General features: G+C 71.7%; 16 protein-coding genes. 5 read left to right on the forward strand and 11 right to left on the reverse strand.

Annotation, left to right across the window (positions count from 1 at the left end; genetic code table 11):
* The first annotated feature begins 7 nt into the window (after positions 1–7).
* Together IDM40_RS04105 and IDM40_RS04110 are read left to right on the forward strand one after the other, a co-directional pair.
* Positions 8–2,524, forward strand: a complete 2,517-nt coding sequence (locus IDM40_RS04105) for an excinuclease ABC subunit UvrA (RefSeq protein WP_193120542.1) — start codon at positions 8–10, stop codon at positions 2,522–2,524.
* 185 nt (positions 2,525–2,709) lie between these two features.
* Complete coding sequence (locus IDM40_RS04110) at positions 2,710–4,068, forward strand: hypothetical protein (RefSeq protein WP_193120543.1); 1,359 nt, start codon at positions 2,710–2,712, stop codon at positions 4,066–4,068.
* Positions 4,069–4,075: 7 nt separating this feature from the next.
* Here IDM40_RS04110 and IDM40_RS04115 read toward each other — a convergent pair whose 3' ends face one another.
* The 3 genes from IDM40_RS04115 to IDM40_RS04125 all read right to left on the reverse strand — a co-directional run bounded on the left by IDM40_RS04115 (position 4,076) and on the right by IDM40_RS04125 (position 8,752).
* The gene (locus IDM40_RS04115) at positions 4,076–5,008 is read right to left on the reverse strand and encodes an MBL fold metallo-hydrolase (protein WP_328806930.1); all 933 of its coding nucleotides are present in this window, start codon (positions 5,006–5,008) and stop codon (positions 4,076–4,078) included.
* Between the two features lie 1,238 nt (positions 5,009–6,246).
* Positions 6,247–6,669: an HNH endonuclease signature motif containing protein gene (locus IDM40_RS27970; protein ID WP_235997345.1), complete on the reverse strand. Its 423-nt coding sequence runs from the start codon at positions 6,667–6,669 to the stop codon at positions 6,247–6,249.
* A 1,465-nt stretch (positions 6,670–8,134) separates the two neighbouring features.
* A complete protein-coding gene (locus tag IDM40_RS04125; protein ID WP_193120544.1) occupies positions 8,135–8,752 on the reverse strand; it encodes a DUF222 domain-containing protein in 618 nt (205 codons plus the stop codon).
* Positions 8,753–9,758: 1,006 nt separating this feature from the next.
* On the opposite strand from IDM40_RS04125, the gene IDM40_RS04130 reads away from it, so the two are divergent.
* The gene (locus IDM40_RS04130; protein WP_193120545.1) at positions 9,759–10,829 is read left to right on the forward strand and encodes a glycerophosphodiester phosphodiesterase family protein; all 1,071 of its coding nucleotides are present in this window, start codon (positions 9,759–9,761) and stop codon (positions 10,827–10,829) included.
* A 42-nt stretch (positions 10,830–10,871) separates the two neighbouring features.
* On the opposite strand, the gene IDM40_RS04135 is transcribed toward IDM40_RS04130, so the two are convergent.
* Genes IDM40_RS04135 through IDM40_RS04145 form a run of 3 tightly spaced genes read right to left on the reverse strand, consistent with a single transcriptional unit; the run spans position 10,872 to position 14,293 of the window.
* The gene (locus IDM40_RS04135; RefSeq protein ID WP_193120546.1) at positions 10,872–12,581 is read right to left on the reverse strand and encodes an FAD-dependent oxidoreductase; all 1,710 of its coding nucleotides are present in this window, start codon (positions 12,579–12,581) and stop codon (positions 10,872–10,874) included.
* A 55-nt stretch (positions 12,582–12,636) separates the two neighbouring features.
* Positions 12,637–13,440 (reverse strand): SDR family NAD(P)-dependent oxidoreductase, encoded by an 804-nt coding sequence (locus IDM40_RS04140; protein ID WP_193120547.1) that lies wholly within the window; start codon positions 13,438–13,440, stop codon positions 12,637–12,639.
* Between the two features lie 49 nt (positions 13,441–13,489).
* Positions 13,490–14,293 (reverse strand): IclR family transcriptional regulator, encoded by an 804-nt coding sequence (locus tag IDM40_RS04145; protein WP_193120548.1) that lies wholly within the window; start codon positions 14,291–14,293, stop codon positions 13,490–13,492.
* Between the two features lie 192 nt (positions 14,294–14,485).
* On the opposite strand from IDM40_RS04145, the gene IDM40_RS04150 reads away from it, so the two are divergent.
* A complete protein-coding gene (locus tag IDM40_RS04150) occupies positions 14,486–16,147 on the forward strand; it encodes an MFS transporter (protein WP_193120549.1) in 1,662 nt (553 codons plus the stop codon).
* A gap of 76 nt (positions 16,148–16,223) precedes the next feature.
* Here IDM40_RS04150 and IDM40_RS04155 read toward each other — a convergent pair whose 3' ends face one another.
* The gene (locus IDM40_RS04155) at positions 16,224–17,489 is read right to left on the reverse strand and encodes a lipase family protein (RefSeq protein ID WP_193120550.1); all 1,266 of its coding nucleotides are present in this window, start codon (positions 17,487–17,489) and stop codon (positions 16,224–16,226) included.
* 218 nt (positions 17,490–17,707) lie between these two features.
* Between IDM40_RS04155 and IDM40_RS04160 the strand changes: the two genes are divergently transcribed.
* Entirely contained in the window at positions 17,708–18,448 is a 741-nt protein-coding gene (locus IDM40_RS04160; RefSeq protein ID WP_193120551.1) for an SDR family NAD(P)-dependent oxidoreductase, read from the forward strand.
* 46 nt (positions 18,449–18,494) lie between these two features.
* Here IDM40_RS04160 and IDM40_RS04165 read toward each other — a convergent pair whose 3' ends face one another.
* Genes IDM40_RS04165 through IDM40_RS04180 form a run of 4 tightly spaced genes read right to left on the reverse strand, consistent with a single transcriptional unit; the run spans position 18,495 to position 23,148 of the window.
* Positions 18,495–20,105, reverse strand: a complete 1,611-nt coding sequence (locus IDM40_RS04165; RefSeq protein ID WP_193120552.1) for a flavin-containing monooxygenase — start codon at positions 20,103–20,105, stop codon at positions 18,495–18,497.
* Positions 20,102–21,094 carry an alpha/beta hydrolase gene (locus IDM40_RS04170; RefSeq protein WP_328806932.1) on the reverse strand — a complete coding sequence of 331 codons (993 nt, stop codon included), beginning with the start codon at positions 21,092–21,094 and terminating at the stop codon, positions 20,102–20,104. Before IDM40_RS04170 ends, IDM40_RS04165 begins: the two co-directional genes overlap by 4 nt.
* 31 nt (positions 21,095–21,125) lie before the next feature.
* Positions 21,126–22,601 (reverse strand): TRAP transporter large permease, encoded by a 1,476-nt coding sequence (locus tag IDM40_RS04175; RefSeq protein WP_235997324.1) that lies wholly within the window; start codon positions 22,599–22,601, stop codon positions 21,126–21,128.
* A complete protein-coding gene (locus tag IDM40_RS04180) occupies positions 22,588–23,148 on the reverse strand; it encodes a TRAP transporter small permease (protein WP_193120554.1) in 561 nt (186 codons plus the stop codon). The genes IDM40_RS04175 and IDM40_RS04180 overlap by 14 nt, the downstream gene beginning before the upstream one ends.
* Positions 23,149–23,167 lie beyond the last annotated feature (19 nt).

The raw sequence follows: 23,167 nt of genomic DNA on the forward strand, positions 1-23,167 counted from the left end.
GGGTGGGATGGGCCGACGCAGTGAACACCACCGGGAACCCGACGCCGTCCAGGTGCGCGGCGCACGCGTGCACAACCTGAAGGACGTCGACGTCGACGTGCCCCTGCGCGAGCTGGTCGCCGTCGCCGGTGTCTCCGGTTCCGGCAAGTCCTCGCTCGCCATGGGGGTGCTCTACGGGGAGGGCGCCCGGCGGTACATCGAGGCGCTCTCCACCTACACCCGCCGGCGCATGACACAGGCCGCGCGGGCCGACGCCGACCGGGTCAGCCACGTGCCGGCCGCGCTCGCGCTGCGCCAGCGGCCGGGTGTGCCCGGGGTCAGGTCGACCTTCGGCACGTCGACGGAGCTGCTCAACGTGGTCCGGCTGATGTTCTCCCGGCTGGGCCGCCACCTGTGCCCCAACGGCCACCGGCAGGAACCGTCCCTGCACGTGGCCGCCGAGGAACCCATGGTGTGCCCGGTGTGCGGCGCCGAGGTGCATCCGCCCGGGGCGGAGGCGCTGGCGTTCAACTCCGAGGGCGCCTGCCCCACCTGCCAGGGGATCGGGACCGTGCGCGAGGTCGACGACAGCACGCTGATCAAGGACCCCTCGCTGAGCATCGACGACGGCACGGTGATCCCCTGGCAGGTGTACGGGTTCAAGGTCCAGCCGCAGATCGTGCGCGAGTTCGGTGTGCGCACCGACGTTCCCTGGCGGGACCTCACCGAGTGGGAGCGCGGCATCGTGCTCGACGGTCCCGAGGAGAAGAAACACATCACCGTCACCACGCAGAACGGGGTCCACGAGCTGGACTTCACGTTCCGCAACGCACGCCTGACGGTGACCGCGGAGCTCAGGCGCGCGGAGGACGAGAAGCGGCTGGCGCGGGTGGGACGGTTCCTGGTCGAGCGCACGTGCCCCACGTGTCACGGGACCCGGCTCTCCGAGGCCGCGCGCACGCCGTTGATCGGTGAACAGAACCTGGCCGACGTCACCGCGCTCACCCTTGAGGACGTGCTCGAGTGGGCCCCGGGTGTGGTCGAAACGGTTCCCGGCGAGATGCGGCCGATGGCCCGCGGCCTGGTCGACACCCTGCTCGGGATGGCACGCCGGCTGGTGGAGCTCGGGCTGAGCTACCTCTCGCTGGACCGCCCCGGGTCGACCCTGTCCACCGGGGAACGCCAGCGTGTGCAGCTGGCCCGCGCCGTGCGCAACGAGACCACCGGCGTGCTCTACGTGCTGGACGAACCGTCGATCGGTCTGCACCCCTCGAACGTGCACGGGTTGCAGGGCGTGGTGGACGACCTGCTGGACGCGGGCAACTCGGTGGTGATGGTCGACCACGACGTGCAGGTGCTGCGCGAGGCCGGCCACCTGATCGAGATCGGCCCGGGATCCGGGCACCGAGGTGGCACGGTCATCGCCGAGGGTTCGGTGTCGGAGGTGGGGCGGAACCCGGACTCGCTGATCGGCGGGTTCCTGACCGGGCGCGAACGGGTGGTCGTGCGCGAACGGGCGGCCGCGGACCGGGTGTTCGAGCTCGGCACGCTGGGCCTGCGCACGGGGCCTGTGCACACGGTCCACGCGCTCGACGTGGAGATCCCCCTCGGCCGGCTGACCGGGATCACGGGGGTGTCCGGCTCCGGCAAGACCACCCTGGTGTTGGAGAGCCTCGTGCCGGCACTGCGGGCGCTGCGCCCCGGGAGCCGGGAGCGGCGGCCCGAGCACGTGGAGGGTCTGGAGCCCGGCGGGATCGAGAAGGTCAACATGGTGGACGCGACCCCGATCGGGGTGAACGTGCGCTCCACGGTGTCCACCTACGTCGGGGTGCTGGACGACCTGCGGCGGGCGTACGCGCGGCTGGACTCCGCCCGCGCCGACGGGCTCGGGGCGGGCGACTTCTCGTACAACACCGGATCGCTGCGGTGCCCGCGGTGCGAGGGGACCGGGGAGATCTCCCTGGACGTGCAGTTCCTGCCGGACGTGGACATCGTCTGCCCCCTGTGCGAGGGGTGCCGCTACGCCGCGGACGCCGAGCGCTACACCCGGGGTCCGGACGCGCTGTCGCTGCCGGCGCTGTTGTCGATGACCGCGGCGGAGGCGGTCGAGCACGTGCACGGGTTGAAGAAGGCCCGCACGCGGCTCGAGGCGCTCATCGACGTCGGGCTCGGATACCTGACGCTCAACGAGGCCACCCCGGCGCTGTCCGGGGGTGAGGCGCAGCGGTTGAAGCTGGTGTCGGAGCTCGACCGGCGGCAGGGGCGGACACTGTTCGTCTTCGACGAGCCGACCGTGGGGCTGCACCCGCTGGACGTGCGGGTGCTGATCGACGTGCTGCAGCGGCTGGTCGACCAGGGCGGGACGGTGATCGTGATCGAGCACGACCTCGACCTGATAGCCAACGCCGACCACATCATCGACATGGGGCCGGGCGGCGGCACCTACGGCGGGCGGATCGTGGCGACCGGGTCCCCCGACGAGGTGGCGGGGGACCCGGAGAGCGTCACCGGCCGGTACCTGCGCGATCACCTGAAGGGGCGCTGAACGGCGGGTTCTCCGGGGGCTCGGGAGACGGGAGGGGCGCGTGTTGCGGAGGAGGTCCACCCGGCGGAACCGGCGGGCTCGGGCGCGGCTCCCCCGGCGGATTTCCCGGCGCTTCCCCGTGGTGTTCCTCCGTCCCCCGGGAGATGCTCGGGTTCCGAGGACGGATCTCACGGGCGGAGGATGCCATGGCACGTCGGGTGATGCGCTGGGCCGGAGCGGTCGCGGCCGCGGTGGTGGTGGGGCCCGCGGTGAGCGCGGTGCCTGCTTCGGGTTCCGGTGCCGGGCGGGACGGCGGGGCCGGGGACGGCGCGATGGGCTCCGGTTGGCAGCTGGTGCACGAAGAGGGCTTCGAGCGGGTCGCGCCGGCCTCGGACACGGGATGGTTCCCCGACCGGGACGGGCCGGGCAGCCCCTACGACGTCGACGGTTACGACAACGACGGCGAGTACTTCAGCACCATCGGCGGGCCGGACTTCGACGAACACCTGGACGGCATCGACCTGTTCCGGCGCTCGTTCTCCTTCGGTGACCAGGGCTGGCTGACCGCCGAGCTCGCCCAGCGCGGTGCCCCGGACGGTGACGGGCCCGCGTTCACCAGCGACGAGGTCCCCGGTTCCGGGCCGGCCGGGCTGTTCGAGAGCCCCTCGCACGACGGGGGTGTGATCCTGCGTTCCACCGACGAGCTCCCCGAGGAGTACCGGGTCGAGGTCACACTGCGCACGATCGACTTCGGCGGGCAGCGGGACGGAGAGTGGGACTACGACGGCAAGGTCAACGGCTACGAACCGTCCGACTGCAAGACCAACTTCCCGTGGGGCGCGACGGGCGACTTCAGCCTGCCCGAGTGCGAGTGGCACGACGTGACGACCGACGCCAACGGTTTCTACTTCCTGTCGATCGTCGACCACGAGCGGCCGGCGCCGCGCAACAACGTCTTCATCCACAACCACCGGAAGGTCGTCATGGACGGCTACAACCGGTACGAGCTCACCGGCGACGGGCTGCGCTACTGCGACGCGGACTCGGGTGAGCTGGAGCCCTACGAGTGGGGCAGCGGCAACGGCGTGAACATGCTCTTCATGACCGACGAGCGGCGGTACGACGACCAGCCCGGAACCGAGTACGTCATGGACAGCGAGTGCGGCACCGAGGTCGGCGGCGGCATCGTCAGCCAGGCCGACCTGGTGCCCGAGGCGATGCCCGAGCGGGACTACGTCTTCGCCGTGGAGCGCCGTGACGGGCACTACGCGATGGAGGTGTCCGGGGAGTTCCGGCACATCGGCGAGCGCACCCTGCGCTACGAGCGCCCCTTCGACGACGGCGAGCACCCGATCTGGCACTACAACCGGACACCGGAGGAGTACGGCGGCGAGCACAACGCCGACTGGTCCTACCCCTCCCCCAACGGCACCTACGTCGACGAGGACGTCTGGCCGGAGGGGTCGGCCTACCCGGACCACTTCCTCATCGGCCAGCCGCACATGAACTTCTACGAGGGCAGCGCGCACATCGACGACCTGCGACTGTACGTGCCCGAGGCCTGATCGGGGGTCAGGCCTCGCAGTGGAGCGGGCCGCCGGCGTAGGCGAGGGTGTCGGCGAAGGCATCGGCCATGTCCATCGGGACACCCTCGTGGTCGGCGCGCACGCGGTGGAGGTTGAGCACGATGCGTTCGGCGTCGGGGCGGTTAGCGTAACGGCCCAGGTCGCAGGTGCGGGCCGCCTCCAGGGGCGAGAGGCCGTGCGCGCGTGCGTGCGCGTCGACCTCCTCGACCAGGGCGAAGTAACCGTCGAGGTCGTCCAGGCAGGCCCGGATCTCGTCGGCCCCGGACAGCAGGGCGCCGTGGCCGGGTACGAGGTGCTCGGCGCCGAACTCGGCGAGCCACGCGAGGCTGCGCCGGGATCCCGCGAGGTCGCCCATGAAGATGAGGGGCGCCCCCTGGTTGAAGACGAGGTCGCCGGCGAAAAGGACCCGTTCCTCGGGCAACCACGCGACGGCGTCGCCTGCGGTGTGCGCGGCCTCGCCCGGGTGGTGGAGCTCGACCCGGCGTCCGCCCAGGTGCACCACGGCGCGGTCGCCGAAGGTCACCTCGGGAACCCGCAGGACGGCGTCGCTCCAGTCCGGCATCGGCTCCCAGATGCGGGGCGGTTCGGTGAAGATCGTGTCGGCGAGAATCCCGTCGCGCGCCCGCTCCTGCGACAGGATCACGGTGGTCTCGGGGAGCAGGTGGTTGCCGTAGGTGTGGTCGCCGTGCTGGTGGGTGTTGAGGGCCATGCGCACCCGTGCGCCGCCCGTGGCCCGGTCGGCCTCGTCGAGGAAGCGCCAGGTGCGCTCGGAGGAGACGCAGGTGTCGATCACCATCGCCTCGCGCGAGTCCTCGTCGGTGACGAACCCGGCGTTGTTGACCCACCATCCGCCCTCGGGCTGCATCCAGGCGTACACACCGGGGACGATCTCCTGCAACGACGCGTCTTCGACCTGCACGGCGGTCCTCTCTTCCGTGGTGTTCGGGGGGCGGGGGTTCCGGGGCCGGGGGCCGGGGGCCGGGGGGTTTCCCGCCCCTGGAACCACTGTCGCCCAAGGGGTTCCGGAACGCGACCCCTTCCGCAAGATCTGTGGAGGGGAGGGTGCGCCCGTACGGACGGACACGGGGGACATGGCCTGGGTGTCCGAGTTGAGGATCGTGTGTTCCGGAACAGGGTGAGGTTGTCGGGGTTGAGAGGGAGGTTGCCGGAACGGGGTGAGGATTGTGGGTTCCGGGTGTGGGGTGTTCTGTGGTGTTGCCTCGGGGGTGGTGGTTCGTCGGGGCCGGGATCATAGCCCGGCCGGGCCCTCACGCAACCCTCATCGGCGCCACCCCCTGACCCTTTCTCTGGGCGGTGATGGTGGCGGGTGGGGTGGTGGGTTGGCCGCGGCGCCTCGGGGTGTGCGTTCCGGCCCTGTTCGCCGGGCTGACCCGACCCGCATCGACGAACCACCCGCTCCCCCGAGGACCCGCCCGCAGCCAAAAGAACGGTGGTCACTGCTATCCCCCTTGGGTGTTTCATTGCGACCAACGCTTCCGGCGTGGGCATGGTGGCTCGCTCCTGCGGAAGCACAAGCCGCCCCGCGCACTCCCGGCCGAGCATTGAGTCTCAGGGGTGGCACGTGTGCGGGTGGGCTCCTGGGCCCCGCGCGCTCCCGGCAGGGCATTGAGTGTCGGGGGTGGCCCGTGTGTGGGTGGGCCCGGGCGGGCCTGTTCTGGGCGGTCCACCCCTGGTTGCTGGTGGCGCTGGTGGGTCCGGTGGGGCAGGTGTTCGGTTCTGTGTCGTTGATAGTGCTCGAAAAAGCACGGACAACGTTTTCAGGTGCTCATAAGAGCACTATCAACCGCTGGGAACGGCCGCTCGGGCCAGGAGCAGGCCCACGTGCGATCGGGTCCGGTGGAGCCAGAGCTGGCCATGGGTGGGCCTGCGCTGGCATGCGGTCTGAGGTGTGGTCGCGTGCGAGGGGTATGCGGTGGGGATTCCGTGGAGATTCTCCAGAGGGCTGAAGCCTGGGGCCTGGGACCTGGGCTTGGTGGGCGGTGGGCCTCGACGTGGCCAGTTGCGGCAGCCACCGGCCCAGCGTGCACCACTGCACCACTGGACCCGGGTCTGGGGATGCTTCGTTGGCCCCGGTGGGGCGCGGTGGGGCCCGGTTGGGATCGGCCCACAACAAGCCCACGGAGGGGCCCTGCTGGTCTAGCCGGTGCTGACGTTGTCGTTGTCGGGTTCGGGTTCGGTGGCCTCGGTACCCGAGCCGCCGTGGGCGCCGCCTTCGGCACCGCCGGTGGGGTTCTTGCCGTTCGAGCGGCGGTACTTGGCGCGGTTGTGCGTGGAGCACAGCGGCTGCAGGTTGGTGGCCTTGGTTTCGCCGCCGTGGGAGAACTCGGTGATGTGGTCGGCCTCGCACTGCGAGACCGGCACGTCGCACCCACCGGACCAGGCGCAGGTGGTGTGCCCGGCGAAGGCGGCGGTGCGCAGGTAACCGGGGGCCAGGCGGTGGGCGCGGCCCAGGTCCAGGGGCAGGCCGGTGCGGTCGTCGAAGATCAACCGGCGGATCTGGGCGGTGGACGCCATCGCGCGCACCGCGGACAGGGCCAGGACGTTGCCGTCCTCGGTCACCGCCACACCGGCAGGGCCCGGGAAGCCGGGCACGGTAGAGGGCGGGCCGGTGTTGGTGTTGGTGGTGGTGCCACCTGCGGTGGCGGTGGTGGTACCGCTACCGGTGCCGCCGCCGGGGTCGGGGCCCGGTTCGGCGCCCGGCTCGGGGCCGGGGGCGGCACTCGCCCCGGTGTTCCCGGTTGCCCCGGTGGTGTNCCACCTGCGGTGTCGGTGGCGGTGTTGGTGACGCCGCCACCGGTGCCGCCGCCGGGGTCGGGGCCCGCCCCGGAACCAGAGCCGGGGCCCGATTCGGGCTCGGGGCCCGGAGTAGAGGCGGGCGCGGTGATTGCCCCCGTCTGCCCGGCCGCTGCGGTAGCAGCGCCTGCGGTGCCCGTGCCGCCGGTGCCGTTGGCGCCGTCGGAGTTGTTGGTGTCGGTCTCGTTCTGGTCCTTGAAGGCGAAGCCGAAGNGCGCGGCCCCGGCGGCGCCGGGGTAGGCGACGCCGTTGGCGTCGTTGCCGTTGTCGGTCTCGTTCTGGTCCTTGAAGGCGAAGCCGAAGCCGAGCAGTGCCGACAGGGGCACGGTGATGTTGATGACGGCCTTGGTGCCGGGCGGCTGCGAGCAGCCACCACCGGCGGTGGCGCCAGTGGCAGTGGCAGAGCCGCCAGGGCCAGAGCCGCCGGAGCCAGCCCCGNTACCGGGCGGCTGCGAGCAACCACCACCGGCGGTGGCGCCACCAGTGACAGCGGCAGCGGGGCCATCGGCAGAGCCGCCAGGGCCAGAGCCGCCGGAGCCAGCCCCGGCGCCAGCGCCGTCGGCGTGGCCGACGGGGCCGGTGCCAGCGTCGGCGGCACCTGCGGTGCCGTTGCCGTTGGTGGTGTCGCCAGCGGCGCCACCCGCGTTGGCGTTGGCGTTGGTGTCGGTGGTGGTAGCGCCGTGGCCGTGGTGGCCGTGTGCGAACCCGGCCGCGGAGATCAGGGCGTCGTAGGTGCGCGCGTAGCGCGAGGTCACCGACTCACCCGCAGGGATCAGGCCGAGGTCGGCCCCGTTGGTGCCGGTGCCGCCCGAGGCGGCGGCGCCCTCGGCGCCACCAGCGTCGGTGCCCACGCCGTTGGTGTCGGTGGTCTTGTCGGTGGTGCCGTAGGGGGCGGTGAACGAGGCCAGTGCGGCCTTGAGGCGCTCACCGTCGGAAGCAGGGCCCCAGGCCTGGAACGTGAAACCGGCGAACGAGGTCTGCAGGCGCGCCCCGCGCTCAGCGAAAGCGGCCTCTTCGTTCTTCTCCGCCCGGTTGGGGTTGTAGGTCAGCCCCAGGGCGTGGGCGGTGCGGTCCAGGGTCTGCACCGAGGTGGCCGGCTTGACCCGCTTGAGGTTGGCCAACCCGTGGTCGAGCTTGGCCCGGTACAGCTCCTCATCCGGGTTCTCACCCACATCGCGGTTTTCGACCTGGCGCTTGACCCCCGAAGCGATCGAGGCCGCCTCGCCCACGGTCAGAGCGCCGTCCNGTTCTTCTCCGCCCGGTTGGGGTTGTAGGTCAGCCCCAGGGCGTGGGCGGTGCGGTCCAGGGTCTGCACCGAGGTGGCCGGCCGCACCCGCTTGAGGTTGGCCAACCCGTGGTCGAGCTTGGCCCGGTACAGCTCCTCATCCGGGTTCTCACCCACATCGCGGTTTTCGACCTGGCGCTTGACCCCCGAAGCGATCGAGGCCGCCTCGCCCACGGTCAGAGCGCCGTCCCCGATCGCGGAGGCGGTCTCGGGCAGGCTCTCGTTGTGCAGGCTCTGCGCCAATTCCATCAACCGCTTCGCCTCGTTGGAGCCAATCCCCCAGGCGTGGGTCAGGTAGGCCTTCAACGACTTCTGCCCACCCGCCTCCAGCAATTCGCCCGAGGCCTCCATCTGCGCGAGCGGGACCAGCATCGCGAAAGTGAGCTGGTCCATCTGCTCGCGCACGGCCTTGATGCGCTCCAGCGCCGTTTCGGCGGCGCCGAAAGGCACGCCACCGGCCAAAGTCGCGATGAAGGTCTGCACCGCTGCCACCAGCGCGGCCACGGCCGGATCCGGGGCGGTGCCCGGGCCCGTGTTCGCGTGGTCAGCGGTGTTGTTCTCCATGATTCAACAATACGCACCAGGCCCAGAAATGGGTAGTCACCCAAAGGGAACAGAACCCTTACCCATTACGGTCGTCCGACCACCGTTCACCCCCATTTACGGGCACCCCTATTCACTCACAAAATAGTCCTGTGGATAACTCCACGAGCACCCTTTTCTCGGATATCCTGGAGCGGGGGAAGGAGCGCTTGAAAACCCGGACGGCCCTCGGAGGACCTCCAACCCGGCCACCGCACACGTGTTACCCCTGACACTCAATGCTCGGCCGGGAGCGCGCGGGGCCGGGAGGACACCCGCACACGTGTCACCCCTGACACTCAATGCCCTGCCGGGAGTGCGCGGGGCCCAGGAGGCCACCCGCACACCCGCCACTCCCCGACACTCAATGCTTCGCTGGGAGTGCGCGGGGCCTGCCTGTGCCGTTGCCGTTGCCGTTGCTTGTGCCGTCGCAGGAGCGAGCCACCGCCCCCACACCTGAACCGTTGGTCGCAATGAAACACCCAAGGGGGATAGCAGTGACCACCGTTCTTTTGGCTGCTGGCGGGGGCCTCGGGGGTGAGGGTGGTTCCTCGATGCGGGTCGGGTCAGCCCGGCGAACAGGGCCGGAACGCACACCCCGAGGCGCCGCGACCAACCACGCAGCACGCCGACGCATCCGCGCCAAGTTCAGGGATCGGGGGTGGCGCCGATGAGGGTTGCGTGAGGGCCCGGCCGGGCTACGATCCCGACCCCGACGAACCACCACCCCCGAGGCAACACCACAGAACACCCCACCCCTACAACACCCGCCATCGCTCCACATGGTGTCTTCCGGATCCGAACGCCTTCCGGATCGGAGCAGGGATTCCGAGCCCCTCCCGCTCCCCACGCCCCGCTCTCACCCCCCGCTCTCCCCGCCGGAGCGTAGAGACCGACACGGCGCTGTAAGGTCCGCTTCGACAGCACCTCACCCCGACCCTCCGCCCGATTCGCCTCCCGGCCACGGACACGGAACACGCTGGTGTGTATGGTCAAGCTCCCCTTCCGCGTCGCTACCCTCACCGCGGCGCTCACCTTTCCCCTCGCCGCCCTCCACGCCCCCACCCATGCGGACACGGGCCCCGACGAGGACCGCGACTTCGACCTCCAGGCCCACCGCGGCGGCATGGGGCTCGTCGTCGAGAGCACGCTCCCGGCGTTCGAGAACGCGCTCCAGCTGGGCGTCAGCACCCTCGAACTCGACATCCAGATCACCCGGGACGGCGAGGCGGTCGTCACCCACGACCGCCAGGTCGGCGACCACAACTGCCAGGACACCGGACCCGCGTTCCCCGGCGACCCGCAGTACCCGTACGTCGGCTCCTACATCAAGGACCTCGACCTGGAACAGGTGCGCACCCTGGACTGCGGCTCCCTGCAGCACCCCGACTTCCCCGAACAGCAGGTCGTGCCGGGCGAGCCGATGGCGCTGCTCAGCGAGGCCTTCGACCTGGTCCACCGGTACGGCGCCCACGACGTCGCCCTGAACATCGAGACCAAGGTCGAGGCGGGCGCCCCGGAGGAGACCGCACCGAGGGAAGAGTTCGTCGACGTCCTGCTCGAGGAGATCGACCGGGCGCACATACTCCCCCAGGTCACGGTCCAGAGCTTCGACTGGGGCTCGCTGATGCTCGTGCGCGAACGTGAGCCGCGCCTGCCGATCGTGGCGCTGGACAACCACGAGTTCCTGGAGATCGGCGAACCCGGCGCCTCACCGTGGCTGGGCGGGATCGACATCGACGACTTCGACGGAGACCCGGTGCTCGCGGTCGACTCGTTCGGCGCCGACGCCTTCTCCCCGGTGCACGGTTTCCCGCAGGACGGTGAGGTCGGGGACCCCGACTACGAGCCCTACGTCACCGAGGACATGGTGGACCGGGCGCACGACCTTGGCATCGGCGTGATCCCGTGGACGGTCGACGACACCGTGACGATGCAGTCCCTCATCGACACGGGCATCGACGGGCTGATCACCGACCGCCCGGACCGGCTGCGGGAGGTCATGGCCGACAACGGGTTCCGGCTCCCCGAGCGCTACCCGGAGCCCGGAACCGGCTGAGCCCCGGGGCCGGCTCGTGCGTCCGGCCCCTGGGCCCTGGGCTCACACCGTGGCCGAGCGGTCGCGGGCGGCGCGCGCGGCGAGGTCGCGCCCGACCTGGTAGCCGAAGACCATGGCCGGACCGATGTTGGCGCCGTAACCCGGGTACCCGCCGCCGAACACGCTCACCGCGGCGGTCCCCACGGCGTACAGCCCTTTGACCGGTGTGCCGTCGGCGGTGAGCACCTCGCTGTCGGTGTTGACGGACAGCCCCGCGTAGGTGCCCAGGTCACCCATCTGGATCCGCACGGCGTAGAAGGGGCCGCGCTCGAGCGGGGCGAGGTTCGGGTTGGGCCGATGTTCCATGTCGCCCTTGAAGTGGTGGAACCAGTTGGATCCGCGGTCGAACCGGGTGTCCACACCCTTCTCCGCGTCGGCGTTGAACTCGTCGAGGGTCGCGCGCAGGGCCTCCGCGGGCACCCCGATGCGGGCGGCCAGGTCCTCGGGGGTGCGGCCGCGCACGAGGAAACCGATGCGCCGGTAGTACCAGGTCGGCAGCGGCCACGGCTTCGCGTAACCGATCCCGTACCGGCGCACGGCGCGGCTGTCGGCGATGATCCACCCGAAGGTGTCCTTCTCGCCCCGGTTGTCCTCCAGCATCTCGACGCCGAAGTCGTGGTAGGAGTACGACTCGTTCGCGAAGCGCCGTCCGTGCCGGTTGACGGCGAGCAGACCCGGGAGCCCGAAGGCGCGCAGGTGCGGGAAGACCCGGTCCTGGCCGCGCAGGTTCCGCCACACGGTGACCGGCCCCCAGGCGGCGGGCTGGTGCGGCCGCGTGTCGAGGACCCCGCCGTGGTCGCGGGCGAGCCGGTATCCGTCGCCCTGGTGTCCGACGGTCGGGGTGACGTGGTTGCCGCCGCCGCGGTCGTGCTCGAAGACCTGCGAGCGCAGTTCCGCGTCACCGGAGAACCCGCCCGCCGCGATGACGACCCCGTAGCGGGCGCGGACGGTTCCGGTGTGCTCGCCGGACAGTTCCACGCCGTCGGCGGTGCCCTCGCCGTTCTTCAGGATCCGGGTGACCCGGGTCCCCGTCCACATCGGGACGCCGAGGTCTCCGGCGGTGGCGATGAGCCGCGTCATGAGGGCGTTGCCGTTGGTGCGGGTGAACGCGCGCCGGCGCAGCAGCCCCTGGGCCCAGGTGCGCAGCATGATGCCGCCGACCTGGGCGAAGGCGCGCACGGAGGTGTTGACCTTGAGGAAGGTCGCGATCTCCTTGCCGATCTCCGGCATGTACCCGAACACCGTGTAGGTGTACAGGTAGGGCTGCACCCTCAGCCGGTCGCGGCCGAGCATGCGGCCGTCGGCCCGTTTGACGGTGAGGGCGCGGCCGGAGCGGCGGGCGCCGGGGGTGTCCATCTGGTAGTCGGGGGCGGTCTCCGGGTACTGGAACTCGATCCGGGTGTCCTTCTCGAAGAAGTCCAGCGCCTCGGGCACCAGGTCGAGGAAGGTGCGGACGGCCTCCGGGTCGTGCGAGTCGCCGGCCAGGGCGCGGATGTAGGTCTCGGCCTCCTCGCGGGTGTCACCCTCGGCCACGCCCTGCTTGTTGCCGGGGACCCACAGCCATCCGCCGGAGATCGCGGTGGTGCCGCCCAGGTGCTTCTCCTTGTCGACGACCAGGACGTCGAGCCCCTGCCTCTTGGCCTTGACCGCCGCGGAGATGCCCGCGGCCCCGGATCCGATGACGACGACGTCGTAGGTGCTGCTGTCACTCATGTGTGCTCCCAACTGGGTGCGTTCGCAGGTCAGGTGCGGTGTATCCGCCATCGGCTCAGTGCGCGGTGTAGCCGCCGTCGACCACCAGCTCGGTGCCGGTGGTGAAGGAGGACTCGTCCGAGGCCAGGTACAGGACGGCGTGGGCGATCTCGTCGGGTTCGCCCTGCCTGGCGAGCGGGTTTCCGGACACGAGCTGCCGGTAGTACTCCTGCGGCCCGAGCGGGCTGCGTTCGGCGGCGGAGCGGCTCATCGCGGTGCGCATGGAACCGGGGTGGACCGAGTTCACCCTGATCCCGTGCGGTCCGTAGACGTTGGCGTCGGACTTGCTCATGAGCCGCACCGCGCCCTTGGTGGCGTGGTACAGCGGCACGTTCGCCCCGCCGGTGAGGCCGTGGATCGAGGAGAAGTTGACGATGCTGCCGCGGCCGAGCGCGATCATGTGCGGAACGGTGTACTTGGTGGCCAGCCAGGTTCCCTTGACGTTGACGCCGAAGAGCGCGTCGAACTCGTCCTCGGTGGCCTCGTGGGCGGGGGCGGGCCGGCCGATGATGCCGGCGGCGTTGACGAGCACGTCGGGTGCGCCGTGGTGTGCGACGACGCGGGCGACGGTGCTCTCGACGTCGGCCGCGTCGGTCAGGTCCACGGTCCAGTCGCTGACCGCGGCACGGCCCCACGGCCTGTGCGGTGCGACGCGGTCGAGGTTGGCGACGGCGGCCCCGTGGTCGGCGAGCATGCGGACCACGGCGGCCCCGAGGTCGCCGCTGCCGCCGGTGACCAGGGCGGTCTTGCCGGCGACGCGTCCGTTCCCGGGGGCAGGGGGCACGGTCGGTGCTTCGGTGCTGGAGGGTGGTGCGTTCATGGGCCTCAGCCTGCGAGCCGCCGGGGCCGAGCCACCAGAACGCTTCCATTCAATGGGAAGGTTTTGCGCCCCGGGTGCGGATCGTGTTGCCGCCCGGGACCCGCGCCCCCATGGCGCGGGAGACGCCGCGGGAGGCGGCGACCAGGGCGGGTGCGTGCATGTGCGGGCTGCCGCGGCCGTCGGCGGGGACGACCACGGACAGGGCGGCGACCACCCGGTTGTCCCGGTCGCGCACGGGTGCGGCGAGGCCGACCGCACCGAGGGTGATCATCTGGGGAGCGATCACGTACCCGTCGGCACGCACGGCGGCGAGCCGGCGCCGGAGCTGTCCGGGGTCGGTGACGGTGTGTGCGGTGTAGCGGCGCAGCGGTTGTTGCAGGACCTCCTCCTGGAACTCGGGTGAGCTGTGCGCGAGGAGCACCAGCCCGCTGGAGGTGGCGTGGATCGGCAGGCGTCCTGCGATCTCGGCGACGTTGCGTCCCGCGCCGCGGTCGGAGAGGCGTTCGAGGTAGAGCACGTCGGTGCCTTCGAGGACACCGATCTGGGTGTGTTCGCGCACGACCGCCTGGAGGTCCTCCATGTAGGGCAGGGCGGTGCGGCTGAGGTCGCGGGCGGGTGAGGAGCGCGAGGCGGTCTCCCACAGCTGGTAGCCGATGCGCACACGTTTGTCGGACTCGCGTTCCAGGGCTCCGAGGTCGACGAGTTCGCCGACGAGGCGGTGTGCGGTGGCGATCGGGAGATCGGCCCGGCGGGCGATCTCGGAGACGGAGAGGGTGGTGGGGGTGGTGTTGAAGGTGCGGAGGATTCTCATGGTGCGGGTGAGCACGGATTCCCCCGAGGTCGACCTGGCCATGTCCGAACCTTCCCGGGCGCGGTGCGGTCGTTCGCATGACGCCCATGTGTCCTTGATCTGAACATCGCTGCCGAGAAGTTTTCCATTGGGCGGAGTGCGCGTATCGGCCGGGGTGTGACTCGGAACACGATCGTTGCGCCGGGGTCCGCACGGGACGCGCCCCGACCTCGGCAGCGACCCCTCGGAGGAACCATGGCCCTGGACGCCCGCTCGGATCCGGCGCCGCCACCGCGCCCCGAACGCACACCGCCCGGCAACAACAACGGCAGGAAGGCCGCGGCGGCGGCGTTCCTCGGCAGCACGCTCGAGTACTACGACTTCTTCATCTACGGCACGGCCGCAGCGCTCGTGTTCCCGCTGCTCTTCTTCCCGCAGGGGGACCCGCTGGTCGGCACGATCTCGGCGCTCGCCACCTTCGGCGTGGCCTACGTGGCCCGCCCCCTCGGCGGGCTGCTCCTCGGCCACTTCGGCGACCGGGTCGGACGCAAGAAGGTCATGGTCTTCACCCTCCTGCTCATGGGTGTCTCCAGCACCGCGGTCGGGCTGCTGCCCACGTACGCGCAGATCGGGGCGCTCGCGCCGGCGCTGCTCGTGCTGTGCCGACTGGGCCAGGGCATCTCCGCCGGCGGCGAGGTCGCCGGGGCCAGCACCCTCACACTCGAACACGCACCCGCCGGCCGCCGCGGGTTCTTCACCAGCTTCACCATGTCCGGGTGCATGGCCGGCATCGTGCTCGCGAACCTGGTCTTCATCCCGGTGGCCGCCCTGCCCGAGGAGCAGCTCCTGACCTGGGGATGGCGGGTCCCGTTCCTGGTCAGTGTGGTGATCTTCGTGCTCGCCCACCTGGTGCGCACCCGCCTGGACGAGCCCGAGCCGCTGGCCAAGGAGAAGGCCGAGCAGAACGAGGCCCGCCTCCCGGTCGCCGAGCTGCTGCGCACCCAGCCCGCGGACGTGCTGCGCATCGCCGGGGCGTCGCTGTTCGCGATGTTCCAGACGATCTTCATGGTCTTCGGGCTGAGCTACGCGACCTCCGACGCCGTGGGGATCCCCGAGTCCACGATGCTGTGGGTGTCGGTGACGGCGAACCTGGTCGCGATCGGGTTCGTCCCGCTGGCCGCACGGATCTCGGATGCGGTGGGCCGCCGCCCGGTCTGGATCGCCTCGGCGGCCGGGTCGTCGGTGCTGGCGTGGGCGTACTTCTGGGCGATCTCGACGGGCGACGTCCCACTGGTCTTCGCGGTGGGAATCCTGTTCGGCGGCGTGGCCTACTCGGGTGTGAACGGCCTGTGGCCCGCGTTCTTCTCCGAGACCTTCGCGACGCGGGTGCGCTACACGGGGTTCGCCGTCTCCAGCCAGGTCGGGTTCCTGCTCGCGGGGTTCGCCCCCGCCATCGGGTTCGCGATCATGGGCGAAGGAACCAACGGGTGGATCCCGGTCGCCGTCTTCTCCGCCGCGTGCGGCCTGGTCTCGGCGCTGGCTGTGCTCAGCGCCCGGGAGACCCACGACGTACCCCTGGACCGGCTCGGGCGGCCCCGGTCGGCGGACCGGGATGGCGGAACGGCGGTCTACGCGGTGCTGTACACCTACGCCCCCGACAGCTCCGCGGCACGCGACCTGCACCGCCCCGCGCACAAGCGCTACCTGGACGGCCTGGCGGCGGAGGGCGTGAACCTGTGCTCGGGACCCTTCGGACCGCAGGAGACACCCGGTGCCCTGTTGCTCCTGCGCGCCCGCTCGGCCGAGGAGGCGGTGGCCCGCACCGACGGCGATCCGTTCCGCACCGAAGGGCTGGTCTCGGAGGTCTCCGCGCGGGAGTGGACCCCCGTGCTGGGCCGTCTTGCCCGCCGCATGTGAGCGCCCGGGCACACCGGGCGCAGCAGAGACCCGGCGGGCGGCCGTGACGGCCGGCCCGCCGGGCCCGGGTACGGGGTCACTCGCAGTTGGACGGTGCGTCCTTGCCGTCGAAGCGGTCCTGGACCCATTGCATGGCGTCCGAGGACGCGGCGTCCATCATCCCGTCGTGGTCGCCGGGGTACTCCTGGTACTGGACGGCGGTGTCGTGGGAGCACTGTTCCTGGGCCGCCTCCTCGATGAGGCGGGCCGGAACGGCGGTGTCCTCCGAACCGGTCGCGGCGAACAGCGGGGCACCCAGCTGCTGGTCGCTGTAGATGTTGTCCTCCTGGAAGCGCTGGACCACCGGGTTCTCGTCCCAGCCGTCCCGGAAGTACTCGCTGGGTGTGGCCTCGCCGGAGATCTCGACCGCGAGCGCCAAGCAGGCCTCCTGGGTGATCTCGTCGTAGTGCTCGAGTGCGGCGTCGCTGAGCACGTCGCCCGGCTCGATCTCGTCCGGGTACTGCAGGTTCAGTGAGTAGGCGACGTAGGGCGCGTAGGCGCCGGACCCGGGTGCGTCGTCGACCTCCCGGATGCTGTCGATGATGGGGGCGGCGGGTGCGTAGGCCACCGCGCCGACCATCTCCCCCACCGGATCGTCGGCCTGCTGGCGGGCCGCGCCCCAGGCGGCCTGGCCGCCCTGGGAGTGGCCCATGGAGACCCAGCGTTCACTCAGGCCGTCCACGGCCTCACGCGCCGCCGACACCGAGTACCGGACGTCGTTGGCGTTGGGTGTCATGGTGTCGTACTCGTGGGCCTCACCCGCGCCGAGGCCGGAGTAGTCGGTGGCCACGACCGCGTAGTTGCGGTCGACGAGGGCCTGCACGAGGTCCCCGTAGTAGAGGTCCTTCATGAGGCTGGGCGCGCAGTCGGGCGAGACCCCGCTGGTGCCGTGCGCCCACGCCACGACCGGCCATCCGCCCTCGGGCGGCGTGCCGTCCGGGGTGACCACGGCGGCCGAGGCCACGGACGGTTCCCCGTTGGAGTCGAGCGACCGGTACACCATGCGGTTGCCGACGGCGTTGTCGCCCAGGGCCTCCCAACCGTCGAAGGCCTCGGAGCGCGCGAGGGTCCCGGGGTCCCCGGCCTCGACGTCGCCGGTGTAGAACTCGTCCCGCGGGAGGGCGTTGGCCTCCTGTGCCTCGCGGGCCTCCTGCACGGCGTCCTCGTTCTGCGCCGGTGCGGCGCCGGTTCCCATGTTCGCCCCCTGCACACCCGCGCACGCGGGGATCGTCACGAGCAGGCCCGACAGGACCGCTGCGCTCGTGATGGTCCGGCGTCGGCGATGACCCTTGCGCCAGCCCATACGACCTCTCCTTCCGCTGGGTTCCCACCCTGTGGTCGGATTCCTCCACAAGGACACACGAAAAGCGGTAAATAGTGACAAACCGGTCTGGAAGTTCCCGGTAAGGATCGGGTGCCACGACCGCCGGCCCTCCCGGTGGACGGGACCGGAGCCGCGCCCGCCGTCGGCGGCGGCATACGTTCGCGCCGGACGAGCACCGCTCCGGCGAGAGGACCCCCATGGCCGAGTTCCCCACCGACCTGCACGACCGCACCGTCCTGATCACCGGAGCAGCCCGCGGGCAGGGCGCCGAGCACGCACGGCTCGCATCCGCGGCAGGCGCCCGGGTGGTCCTGGCCGACCTGGAGGAGACCGAGGTGCGGCCCGTCGCCGAGAGCCTGGACGGCCCCGCACTCCCGGTGGGGCTGGACGTGCGCTCGGGTTCCTCCTGGGACGCCGCCCTGGCCCGGACGGAGGAGTCGTTCGGCGGCCTCGACGGGCTGGTCAACAACGCCGGCGTCTACGTGCGCACCGACCTGGCCGAGACCGGCGAGCAGACCGTGCGCGACATCGTCGACGTCAACCTCGTCGGAGCGGTGCTGGGGATGCAGCGGGCCCTGCCACTGTTGCGCGCCCGCGGCGGCGCGGTCGTCAACATCGCCTCCACCGCGGGCATACGGGGGTTCCCCGGCATGGTCGCCTACAGCGCGTCCAAGTGGGGCGTGCGAGGGGCGACCCGGTCGGCCGCGCGGGAGTTCGGGCCGGCCTGCGTGCGGGTCAACTGCGTGTGCCCGGGCGCGATCGACACCCGGATGGTGCCGGAGGAACTGCGTGCCGGCGGCGGGCCGATCGCCGACCTCCCGGTGCCCCGGGTGGGGCGCCCGGACGAGGTCTCACCGCTGGTGGTGTTCCTGCTCGGCCCCGGCGCCTCCTACATCACGGGGCAGGAGTTCGTCGTCGACGGTGGACAGACCGCCTGACGCCCGGGCCCCTGCCCCGCGACACACCCGCCGCCCACCGCCCCGGTCATCCCGCGCGCGAGGTCAGCACCAGACCCGGATACCCCTCGTCGCGTACCTGGTCGCAGACCCGGGTGTAGGTTCCCAGTCCGCCGGCGTACAGCATGAACGTGCGCTTCTTGCCCTCCACGTTCGCGCCGACGTACCAGGAATCGGCCTGCGGGAAGAGGGTCCGGTCGGCCAGCTCCGCGACGTGCTCGTTCCACGCGCGCGCCGCGTCCGCCCGCGCCTCCACCTGCGTGGCCCCGCGCTCGCGCACGCCCGCGACGAGGTCGACGACCCAGTCCACCTGCTGCTCCGAGGTCAGGACCATGTTGGCCAGCACCGCCGGCGACCCGGGGCCGTTGAGCAGGAACAGGTTCGGCAGCCCCGGCACGTGCATGCCCAGGTAGGTCAGCGGGCCGTCGGACCACGCATCGGCGAGCGTGGCGCCGCCCGGACCACGCACGTCCATACGGCCCAGGGTTCCGGTGAGGGCGTCGAACCCGGTCGCGAACACCAGCACGTCCAGGTCGTAGTGCGCGCGGTCGGTGGCGACACCGTCGGGGGTGACACGCGTGAGGGGTTCCCTGCGCAGGTTCACCAGGTGCACGTGGTCCCGGTTGAAGGCGGCGTAGTACCCGGAGTCGGTGCAGATGCGTTTGGCACCGATGGGGTGGTCCTTCGGGGTGAGGTCGTCGAGGGTCCGCGGGTCCTCGACGACCCCGGCGAGCTTGGCCTCGAAGAACCGGCGCGCGTACCCGTTGGCCTCCAGGTCGCTCATCTGGTCGGGGAAGGTCTTGCTGAACAGGACCCCGCCGGTGCGCCAGGTGCGTTCGAAGGCCTCCTGCCGCTCGGCCTCGGAGACCTCCGCGGTACGCCGCGGGTGTGCCTCGTGGGGGGATCCTCCGCCGCTGCGGCGCGCGACGGCCCGGCGTTCGGGGTACTCGGCCCGGATGCGTTCCTGGTCCTCGGCGGTCAGGGGCCGGTTGAACGCCGGGACGCTGTAGTTGGCGGTGCGCTGGAACACGGTGAGCTCAGCGGCGCGCTCGGCCAGTTCGGGCACGGCCTGGATGCCCGAGGACCCGGTGCCGATGACGCCGATGCGCTTGCCGTGCAGGTCGGGCTCCTCTGCCGGCCACTGCGCGGTGTGCAGCACGGTCCCGGCGAAGTCGTGCACGCCGGGCAGGTCGGGTGTGACGGGGTCGGACAGCGCCCCGGTGGCGAGGACGACGTACTGGGCGCGGTGCGCCTCACCCCCGGAGGTGCGCACGGTCCACTCGGAGGCGGCCTCGTCGAAGCGGGCGGACTCGACCCGGGTGCCGAGCTCGATGTCGCGGTGCAGGTCGAAGCGGTCGGCGACGTGCTCGATGTAGGCGAGGATCTCGGGCTGGGTCGCGTAGCGCTCGCTCCACTCCCACTCGTCCTGCAGGCCGGGGTCGAAGGAGTAGGAGTAGTCGATGCTCTCCACGTCGCAGCGGCAGCCCGGGTAGCGGTTGTGGTACCAGGTTCCGCCGATACCGTCGGCCGCCTCCAGGCAGCGCACGCTCAACCCGGCGGTGCGTGCGGCGTGCAGGGCGTACAGGCCGGCGAATCCGGCGCCGACCACGAGGAGGTCCACACCAGGTCGGGGGGTCATGCTCGGGCCTTCCCTTCGTCGGAGGAGATGGAGGGGTCGGGGGCGAGGCGTTCGCCCAGGTCGTGCCAGAGGAGCGCACGCGCCGAGGCGGCCGCGCCGAGCGGGGCGATGGTGGCGAACCCGTGGAACAGGCCGGGGTAGCGCCGGTGCACGACGGGCACCCCGGCCCCGGCCAGCGCCGACGCGTACGCCCCGCCCTCGTCGCTGAGGGGGTCGCGGTCGGCCGTGACCACGACGGCCGGGGGCAGGCCGCGCAGGGACGGCGCACGCAACGGTGCGGTGTGGTGCGCGGGGATCGCTGGGTCACCCCCGTCGTCCGCTCCCCCGTGCAGGTACTGGCGCCAGTACCACCGCATCGCCGCGCGGGTGTTGAAGTGCCCGGTCGCGTACCGGTGGTGGCTGGGGGTGTCGCACGCCGGGTCGATCACCGGGTAGAGCAGCGCCTGCGCCGCCACCCGGGGACCGCTGCGTTCCCGAGCCAGGAGGCAGGCGACCGCGGCGAGGTTGCCGCCGGCGCTGTCCCCGGCCACGGCCACACGTGCGGGGTCCGCGTGCAGCTCACGCGCGTGCTCGACGGCCCAGCACAGCGCGGCGTAGAAGTCCTCGGCCGCCGCCGGCGCGGGGTGTTCCGGGGCGAGCCGGTATCCCACCGAGACCACGACGGCCCCGGTGCTCGCCGCGGCCTCACGGCAGAACCCGTCGTGGCTGTCGACGGAGCAGAAGACGAACCCGCCCCCGTGCGCGAACACCATCAGCGGACGGGGATCGCCGCCCGGCGCGTCACCGTGCGGGGTGTACACACGCACGGGCAGGTCGCCGCCGGGGCCGGCGATGGTGCGGTCCTGCGCCGCGTGCACCTCCCCGTGGTCGGCCGGGGGCGCCTGCCGGGCGTCGACGGCCGCCCTCGCCTCCGGCCCGGTCATCTCGTGCACCGCCGGGAACCCCGCGTCCAGGGTCTTTAGCAAGGTCCTGACCTCGTGGTCGATCACCGTCGGCCTCCGTTCTGTGGTCGGTCCCGGCTCACATGCTGTCCGGGAGGAACGTCGCGATCTCTGGGAAGAGGATGAGCAGCACGCACACCAGCACCACGGTCGGCAGGAACAGTGCGACCCCGCGGAAGGTGTCGCCGAGGCGGATGTCCCGGCCGAGGCCGACCTCCGGGCGCTCGACGATGTTCTGCACGATGAAGGTCAGTACGCCCACCGGCGGGGTGACGATCGCGAGCTCGGCCAGGACCACCACGAACACGCCGAACCACAGCGGGGAGATCCCGAGCTCCCCGAGGGCGGGCACGAGCAGCGGGACGGTCACGAGCATCATCGACAGCGGGTCCATGAACATGCCCATGACCAGGAACGCCGCCATCACCAGCAACAGGAACCCGACGCGTCCCAGCCCCATGCCGGTGACCCACGCGCTGAACCCGGGGCCGATACCGGAGACCGCGAGCACCTGGGCCATCGCCATCGCGCCCACGAACAGGAAGAAGATCGTGCCCATGGCCTTGAGCGCGTCCACGGCAGCGAGGCCCACGGTGGCCAGTGGGCGGTCGCCCCGTTTGCACCACAGGGCGATGAGCACCGCCCCGAGCGCCCCGACCGCGCCGGCCTCGGTCACCGTGACCACACCCGTGTACATGGAGCCGAGCACGACCCCGATGAGCAGCGGGAGCGGCCACAGCAGGCGGAGCGCTGCGCGGGTGGCGGGCGCGAAGACATCGCCCGGCCTTCCGCGGCGCCCGCCCATCGAGGGACGCACCGTGCACAGCACCACGACGGTCCCGGCCATGCACAGCGCGAGCAGCACACCGGGGGCGATACCGGCGATGAGCTGCGGCCCGACCGGGACCTGCGCGAGACCTGCGTAGATGACGAGGAAGATGCTCGGCGGGATGACCTGGCCGGGGAGCCCCGCGGCCACCACCGATCCGACCGCGAGCCGTTTGTCGTACCCGGCGCGCAGCATCTCGGGCACGCCGATGCGGGCGAGGGCGTGCACGGTGCCGACGGTGGAACCGCTGACGGAGGCGAGCCCGGCGCCGGCGGCGTTGGTGACGACCGCGAGGCCGCCCGGCATCCACCCGACGAGGCCGCGCAGGGCGGTGTAGAGCTGTTCGGTGACCCCGGCCTTCCACAGCAGCAGCCCCATGAACACGAACATGGGGATGACGCTGAACTCCCAACTCGCGACCGTGTCGAACGGCAGCCGGGCCAGGACGTTGACCACCGCGGGGGCGCCGTAGAGGCCGTAGAGGCCGGCGATCCCGGGCACCGCGAGGGCCGCGCCGAGGGGGACCTTGGCCAGCACCAGCACGAGCATGAGCGCGACCGAGGCACCGCCGACGGTTCCGGGCGTGAAGGGGCCCAGGATCAGGACTGCGCACACCGCGATCGCGGCGAGGGGCACGACGCGGGCGGGCCAACGGCGGCGGGCGGTCCCGGTCGGGGCGGTCGGCGTTCCAGGGGCTCGGGTGTCCGCCGGTTCACTGCGCGGCATCGGCACGCCCCCGTTCCCCGGTCCGGTCGGGGGTGCGGTCAGGGCGGGGGTCCCCGTCGCGAGCGCGGCGCACCGCCAGGGCGGCCTCGGTCACCGTCTGGAGCGCGAGCACCGCGTAGGCGGCGGGCACGGCGAAGGTCACCGGCCACATGGTCACCTCGGTGACGCCGCCGGTGAGCCGCAGATCGAAGTTGCGCAGGGCCTCCAGCAACCCGAACCACGCAAAACCCGCGCACAGCAGTCCGGTCAGGGCCAGACCCGCGACGTGGAGCTCGACCCGGTTGGCGCGGGGCAACCGGTCGAAGGCCACCCGGGCCTCGGTGTGCCCACCGTCGTGCTGGGCGGCCACGAACCCGAACAGCGCGACCAGCGGCATGTACCAGTAGGTGACGATCTCGTTGGTCCCGGTCAGGGGCGACCCTGCGAAAGCGCGCAGTCCGGCGTTCACGCAGATGTGCGCCATCATCGCGACGATGCCGAGTGCGCCCGCGGCGAGCAGGACGCGGTTGGCGGTGGGGAGGACCCCGCGGCTGCGGCGGCGTTCCATGGCTGGTCCGTTCTCTCGC

It is taken from the genome of Nocardiopsis coralli (assembly GCF_014892575.1).
GTDB lineage: Bacteria > Actinomycetota > Actinomycetes > Streptosporangiales > Streptosporangiaceae > Nocardiopsis > Nocardiopsis coralli.